Origin of the sequence: Streptococcus sp. 1055, assembly GCF_013276815.1 — a bacterium.
Classification (GTDB): Bacteria; Bacillota; Bacilli; order Lactobacillales; family Streptococcaceae; genus Streptococcus; species Streptococcus pseudopneumoniae.
Genome location: NZ_VMLT01000104.1, coordinates 23,087 through 29,086 on the forward strand (window position 1 = coordinate 23,087; position 6,000 = coordinate 29,086).

At 40.4% G+C, this 6,000-nt stretch carries 6 protein-coding genes; 5 read left to right on the plus strand and 1 reads right to left on the minus strand.

Annotated features, from left to right (window positions below):
* Positions 1–264 precede the first annotated feature (264 nt).
* Complete coding sequence (locus HT699_RS08875; RefSeq protein WP_001007202.1) at positions 265–981, minus strand: GntR family transcriptional regulator; 717 nt, start codon at positions 979–981, stop codon at positions 265–267.
* Between the two features lie 346 nt (positions 982–1,327).
* On the opposite strand from HT699_RS08875, the gene HT699_RS08880 reads away from it, so the two are divergent.
* The 5 genes from HT699_RS08880 to HT699_RS08900 are packed head-to-tail and all read left to right on the plus strand — an operon-like array spanning position 1,328 to position 5,734.
* On the plus strand, positions 1,328–3,115 hold the full coding sequence (locus tag HT699_RS08880; RefSeq protein ID WP_023932928.1) for a beta-galactosidase: 1,788 nt from the start codon (positions 1,328–1,330) through the stop codon (positions 3,113–3,115).
* A complete protein-coding gene (locus HT699_RS08885) occupies positions 3,112–3,588 on the plus strand; it encodes a PTS system mannose/fructose/N-acetylgalactosamine-transporter subunit IIB (RefSeq protein WP_000156972.1) in 477 nt (158 codons plus the stop codon). The genes HT699_RS08880 and HT699_RS08885 overlap by 4 nt, the downstream gene beginning before the upstream one ends.
* Positions 3,589–3,615: 27 nt before the next feature.
* Complete coding sequence (locus tag HT699_RS08890) at positions 3,616–4,521, plus strand: PTS mannose/fructose/sorbose/N-acetylgalactosamine transporter subunit IIC (protein ID WP_000617008.1); 906 nt, start codon at positions 3,616–3,618, stop codon at positions 4,519–4,521.
* Positions 4,508–5,323 carry a PTS system mannose/fructose/sorbose family transporter subunit IID gene (locus HT699_RS08895; RefSeq protein WP_000185298.1) on the plus strand — a complete coding sequence of 272 codons (816 nt, stop codon included), beginning with the start codon at positions 4,508–4,510 and terminating at the stop codon, positions 5,321–5,323. Before HT699_RS08890 ends, HT699_RS08895 begins: the two co-directional genes overlap by 14 nt.
* A 6-nt stretch (positions 5,324–5,329) precedes the next feature.
* Positions 5,330–5,734: a PTS sugar transporter subunit IIA gene (locus tag HT699_RS08900; RefSeq protein ID WP_172934287.1), complete on the plus strand. Its 405-nt coding sequence runs from the start codon at positions 5,330–5,332 to the stop codon at positions 5,732–5,734.
* Positions 5,735–6,000: the final 266 nt, after the last annotated feature.

Below are 6,000 nucleotides of genomic sequence, written 5' to 3' on the forward strand. Positions count from 1 at the left end.
ACGCCTTTATTTTATTTCTTATATTAACGAGAGTCAAGAGGAGATGACAAAAAACTATAATAAGTATAAAAAAATATAAAATTTAAACTTAAGATTTCAGATTGGTCAGAAAAAATATGTATATATATCTAGTATAATTTTTGGTTCTATTTCTATAAAATATTCCACAAATTATAGAATTTTCCAAAAATAGGTAAGCGCTACCTTTTTGGTGTGGTATAATAAGCATAGAAAAAGCCCAAGCGATTAGCTCAGGCTTTCTTCTTAGTGATCACGGTCACATGAGATGAATTTAATCTTGTAGTAATCAGATCGTTTGTAAGTTTCACTGTATTCTAAAACTTGGCCAGTTGATTCGAGTTTGGTGATTTTAGTTTGTAGGACAGTAGGGAATTGTTCATCGACTCCGAGGACTGAAGCCGCATGTTCTGGAGTTGGAAAGACTATTTCGTTGATTTCTTCAAAGTGTTCATCATTCATGTGAATGTGGTAGTCTAACTTGAAACGATTATAGATAGAACTATAGTATTCAAGGTTTGGATAATTTGCGTTGATATATTGTTCTGGGATGTAGGATGTATGGTAGATATAAACGACACCGTTTGATTCGCGGATACGTTCAATCTTGTAGTAGAATTGATCGCCACGTAGACCCAATTTTTCCAAGTAAACGAGCTTGTTTCCGCGTTCAATTGAAAGAACAGTTACCTTATCATCTTTAGCATTAAAGAGTTCAATATCTGAAAACTCTACAAGCTTGTGTTTGCGTGCACGTGAAACGAAGGTTCCTTTTCCTTGTTGGCGGACAATATAGCCATCTTTAGCAAGGTCGTTTAAGGCGCGGACAACTGTGATAGAGCTGACATCGTACATTGAAATGAGCTCTGCTTCAGTGTAAAATTTATCTCCACTGCTAAACTGCCCAGAGATGATTTTATTTTTTAATTCGTCTTTTATGTATTGATATTTGGGAATTGCCATATTTTTACCTCTATTTTCCTTCTCCATAGAAAATTTTACCATAAAAGCGAAAAAAATAGTAGTCTTTTGAATAAAAAATTAGATAACAGATTAAAAAATTAAGTTACATAGGCATTGTACGTATTTTATAAATGTATTTTGTGCAAAATTATTTTAGGTTCTCTATTCCGAATTTAAAGAGCGTTTGAAATGGGTCTGAAAATGTTTGAAATTAATTGAACGTGTGTATAATAGTAAAATTGCAGTAAATATCCCTACAATTTCTATTGACAATTCAAACAGATTGGTTTATAATGACTATAACAACAAATGAAAGCGCAAACTTTCGCAGTCAGAAGGTAGTTTTATGACACGATTTGAGATACGAGACGATTTCTATTTAGATGGGAAACCGTTCAAGATTTTATCTGGCGCCATTCATTATTTTAGGGTTCCTCCAGAGGATTGGTATCATTCGCTCTATAACTTGAAGGCTCTTGGTTTTAATACGGTAGAGACTTATGTGGCTTGGAATTTACACGAGCCTCGTGAGGGCGAGTTTCACTTTGAAGGGGCTCTGGATTTGGAGCGATTTCTACAGACAGCGCAAGACTTGGGTCTCTACGCTATTGTACGGCCCTCTCCCTTTATCTGTGCGGAGTGGGAATTCGGTGGCTTACCGGCTTGGCTTTTAACCAAGGATATGAGGATTCGTTCCTCAGATCCAGCCTATATTGAGGCTGTCGGTCGCTATTATGACCAGCTCTTGCCACGACTGGTTCCACATCTGTTGGACAATGGTGGCAATATCCTCATGATGCAGGTTGAAAATGAGTATGGTTCTTACGGAGAAGATAAGGCTTACCTAAGAGCTGTTCGACAGTTGATGGAAGAGTGTGGCGTAACCTGTCCCCTCTTTACATCAGATGGTCCATGGCGAGCTACTCTGAAAGCTGGAACCTTAATTGAAGAGGACCTCTTTGTAACAGGAAACTTTGGTTCTAAGGCACCTTACAACTTTTCGCAGATGCAGGAATTCTTTGATGAACATGGTAAGAAATGGCCACTCATGTGTATGGAGTTCTGGGATGGTTGGTTCAATCGCTGGAAAGAACCGATTATCACACGGGATCCTAAGGAATTGGCAGATGCAGTTCGAGAGGTTTTGGAACAAGGCTCTATCAATCTTTACATGTTCCACGGTGGTACAAACTTTGGTTTCATGAATGGTTGCTCAGCTCGAGGAACTTTGGACCTGCCACAAGTTACATCTTATGATTACGATGCCCTTCTGGATGAAGAAGGAAATCCAACTGCTAAATATCTTGCAGTCAAGAAGATGATGGCAACACATTTTTCAGAGTATCCGCAGTTGGAACCACTCTACAAAGAGAGTATGGAGTTGGATGCTATACCAATAGTAGAAAAAGTTTCCTTGTTTGAAACCTTGGATAGCTTGTCAAGTCCAGTAGAAAGCCTCTATCCTAAAAAGATGGAGGAGCTGGGACAAAGCTATGGTTACTTACTCTATCGAACAGAAACAAACTGGGATGCAGAAGAAGAAAGACTTCGTATCATTGACGGTCGAGATAGGGCCCAGCTGTATGTCGATGGTCAGTGGATTAAAACCCAATATCAGACAGAGATTGGGGAAGATATTTTTTATCAAGGTGAAAAGAAAGCGTTATCTAGGATTGACATATTGATAGAAAATATGGGGCGTGTCAACTATGGGCATAAGTTCTTAGCAGATACGCAACGTAAGGGAATTCGGACAGGGGTTTGTAAGGATTTGCATTTCTTACTGAACTGGAAACACTATCCACTCCCACTAGACAATCCTAAGAAAATTGATTTTTCAAAAGGATGGACTCAAGGACAACCAGCCTTTTACGCTTATGACTTTACAGTCCAAGAGCCAAAAGATACTTACCTAGACTTGTCTGAGTTTGGTAAGGGAGTTGCCTTTGTCAATGGGCAGAATCTAGGACGTTTTTGGAACGTCGGCCCAACCCTCTCACTTTATATCCCTCATAGCTATCTCAAGGAAGGTGCCAACCGCATCATCATCTTTGAAACAGAGGGCCAATATAAAGAAGAGATTCATTTAACTCGTAAACCTACACTAAAACACATAAAGGGGGAAAACTTATGACAATTGTAGGATGCCGTATCGATGGACGTTTGATCCACGGACAAGTAGCCAATCTTTGGGCTGGAAAACTAAATGTTTCACGTATTATGGTTGTAGATGACGAAGTTGTCAACAACGATGTTGAAAAGAGTGGTTTGAAACTTGCGACACCACCAGGTGTAAAATTGAGTATTTTGCCAATTGAGAAAGCGGCAGCCAATATTCTTGCTGGTAAATACGATAGCCAACGTCTCTTTATCGTTGCTCGTAAACCAGACCGCTTCCTTGGTTTGGTAGAAGCAGGTGTACCACTTGAAACCCTTAATGTTGGGAATATGTCTCAAACACCAGAAACTCGCCCTATCACACGTTCTATCAACGTAGTAGACAAGGATGTGGAAGATTTCCACAAATTGGCAGAAAAAGGTGTTAAACTTACTGCTCAAATGGTTCCAAATGATCCAATTTCAGACTTTTTGAGCTTATTAAAATAGGAAAAAATTTTTTAGGAGGTCATTGTTATGATACAATGGTGGCAAATTTTACTTCTCACTTTGTACTCAGCTTATCAAATCTGTGATGAGTTGACGATCGTTTCATCTGCAGGTTCCCCTGTATTTGCTGGTTTCATTACTGGTTTAATCATGGGAGATGTGACTACTGGTTTGCTTATCGGTGGTAACTTGCAACTGTTCGTTCTTGGGGTTGGTACCTTCGGTGGTGCTTCTCGTATCGACGCAACTTCTGGTGCGGTTCTTGCGACAGCCTTCTCTGTTTCACAAGGAATTGATGCACCGCTTGCCATTACTACAATCGCTGTACCAGTAGCAACTCTCTTGACTTACTTCGACGTTCTTGGTCGTATGACTACTACCTTCTTCGCTCACCGTGTGGATGCTGCCATCGAACGCTTTGACTATAAAGGTATTGAACGCAACTACTTGCTTGGTGCGATTCCTTGGGCTTTATCTCGTGCCCTTCCAGTCTTCTTTGCCCTTGCTTTTGGTGGTGAATTTGTACAAGGCGTAGTAGACTTCGTTACAAAATACCAATGGGTTGCAGATGGTTTGACACTCGCAGGACGTATGCTTCCAGGTCTTGGATTTGCAATCTTGCTTCGTTACCTTCCAGTTAAACGTAACCTTCACTACCTTGCTATGGGATTTGGTTTGACAGCTATGTTGACTGTTCTTTACTCATATGTAACAGGTCTTGGTGGCGCTGTTGCTGGTATCGTAGGTACTCTTCCTGCTGAAGTTGCTGAAAAAATTGGTTTCGTGAACAACTTCAAAGGTTTGTCTATGATTGGTATCTCTATCGTAGGTATCTTCCTTGCAGTGCTTCACTTCAAAAATAGCCAAAAAGTAGCTGTAGCAGCACCTTCTACACCATCAGAAAGTGGGGAAATCGAAGATGACGAATTCTAATTACAAACTTACAAAAGAAGATTTTAATCAAATCAACAAACGTAGCTTGTTTACTTTCCAATTAGGTTGGAACTACGAACGTATGCAAGCTTCTGGTTACCTTTACATGATCTTGCCTCAATTGCGTAAAATGTATGGGGATGGAACTCCTGAATTGAAAGAAATGATGAAAGTTCATACTCAATTCTTCAATACTTCACCATTCTTCCATACCATTATCGCTGGTTTTGACCTTGCCATGGAAGAAAAGGATGGTGTGGGTTCAAAAGACGCCGTTAACGGTATCAAGACAGGTTTGATGGGACCATTCGCTCCTCTTGGAGATACAATCTTTGGTTCACTTGTACCTGCTATCATGGGGTCAGTCGCAGCAACTATGGCTATCGCTGGCCAACCTTGGGGGATCTTCCTTTGGATTGCAGTTGCAGTAGCGTATGACATCTTCCGTTGGAAACAGTTGGAATTTGCCTACAAAGAAGGGGTTAACCTTATCAACAACATGCAAAGTACCTTGACAGCTTTGATTGACGCTGCATCTGTACTTGGTGTCTTCATGATGGGTGCTCTTGTAGCAACAGTGATTAACTTTGAAATTTCTTACAAGTTGCCAATCGGTGAAAAGATGATTGATTTCCAAGACATCTTGAACCAAATCTTCCCACGTTTGCTTCCAGCAATCTTTACTGCCTTTATCTTCTGGTTGCTTGGTAAGAAAGGTATGAACTCTACTAAAGCTATCGGTATTATTATCGTACTTGCTTTGGCTCTTTCTGCCCTTGGTCACTTTGCACTTGGAATGTAATTCCTTATGACTAAATCATTAATTTTGGTGAGCCATGGTCGCTTCTGTGAGGAGCTTAGAGGTAGCACAGAAATGATTATGGGCCCACAAGACAACATTTACACAGTAGCTCTTCTTCCAGAAGATGGCCCAGAAGACTTTACTGCAAAATTTGAAGCAGCTATTGAAGGGTTGGATGATTTCCTAGTCTTTGCGGATCTTCTCGGTGGGACACCTTGTAATGTGGTGAGTCGCTTGATCATGGAAGGTCGTGATATTGACCTTTACGCAGGGATGAATCTTCCAATGGTGATTGAATTTATCAATGCGAGCCTTACAGGCGCAGATGCGGACTACAAGAACCGTGCTGCAGAAAGCATTGTGAAAGTTAATGACCTGTTAGCGGGCTTCGATGATGACGAAGATGAATAATACTCTTCGAAAATCTCTTCAAACTACGTCAACGTCGCCTTGCCGTAGGTATATGTTACTAACTTCGTCAGTCTTATCCGGCAACCTCAAAACGGTGTTTTGAGCTGACTTCGTCAGTTCTATCTGCAACCTCAAAGCAGTGCTTTGAGCAGCCTGCGGCTAGTTTCCTATTTTAGTTGGAACTCGATTCAATTCATGTGACAACGTGAAAATCGTTAGAGCATTTTATATAGAATATACATGGGAATGTAGCTTACTCCCATTCC